The 1,085-nt window shown below is 68.1% G+C and carries 1 protein-coding gene; it reads right to left on the reverse strand.

Annotated elements, in window-relative coordinates:
• Positions 1–1,085, reverse strand: a 1,085-nt coding sequence (locus CLV67_RS50830; RefSeq protein ID WP_146169680.1) for an AMP-binding protein, incomplete at both ends; no start/stop codon positions are given.

Below are 1,085 nucleotides of genomic sequence, written 5' to 3' on the forward strand. Positions count from 1 at the left end.
AGGCGTCCGCCGGTGAGTAGTGGTGCCCAGATTTCCCAGACGGCGAAGTCGAAGGCGGGGGAGTGGAACAGGGTCCAGGTGTCGTCGGGGCCGAACCCGTAGAGGCCGGCCGTCGTGGTGATCAGGTTGGTGAGGTTGTGGTGGGGGATCAGGACGCCTTTGGGGGTGCCGGTCGAGCCTGAGGTGTAGATCAGGTAGGCGGGCTGATCGGGTAGGGGGGCCGTCGGCTGGTTCGGTACGGCGGTGGCGGGCCGGGCCGTTCGAAGGACGAGAGAGAAACCCACCGAGGCGGTACGGAGGTGGCGGAAGTAGGCGGGGACTTCCGGTCCGCCGGAGGGGACGTTCGTGGTGTCCAGGCTGGTCAGGACGGCAGCTGGGGTTGCCTCTTCCAGAAGCCGGCTGATGCGGGCCGCCGGGGTGGTGACGTCGATCGGCAGATAGGCGGCTCCGGCCTTGACGACCGCGAGCATGGCCGTGATCAGCTCCGTGCCGCGTGGCAGGACCAGTGCCACGAGATCGCCGGAGCGGACGCCTTCGGTCTGGATGGCGAGGGCGAGCCGGTCGGAGTCCTGCTCGAGTTCCCGGTACAGGACGTGCCGGTCGCCGTCGACTATCGCGACCCGGCCCGGGTCCTGCCTGCGGAACAGGTCGACGATGCTGATCCGAGCCGTGTCGGCGGCGGTGTCGTTGAGTGCGGCGAGCAGGCCGTGGTCCCGTCCGGTGAGCATGGGCAGGAGCGAGACCGGCCGATCCGGGCCGGCCACCACCGACTCCAGCAGAACCGCCAGGTGATCCGCCCAGTCCTGCACTGTCGGACGGTCGAACAGCGCGGTGCTGTACTGCAGGGCTGCGTGGATCGTCGTGGGTGTCTCGACGGTGGTCAGGGACAGGTCCCATTTCACGGCGGTGGGTTGGGTGGCGGTGCCGTGGATGGTGTCATCGCTGGTGGTGGTGTGGTTGAACAGGGTCTGGATCAGTGGGGTGCGTGACCGGTCGCGGTCGTGGACGAGTTCGTCGACGAGTTGTTCGAACGGCAGGTCCTGGTGGTCGTAGGCGTCGAGTGCGGTTCGGCGTACGAGATCGAG

Origin of the sequence: Actinoplanes italicus, assembly GCF_003001815.1 — a bacterium.
GTDB lineage: Bacteria > Actinomycetota > Actinomycetes > Mycobacteriales > Micromonosporaceae > Actinoplanes > Actinoplanes italicus.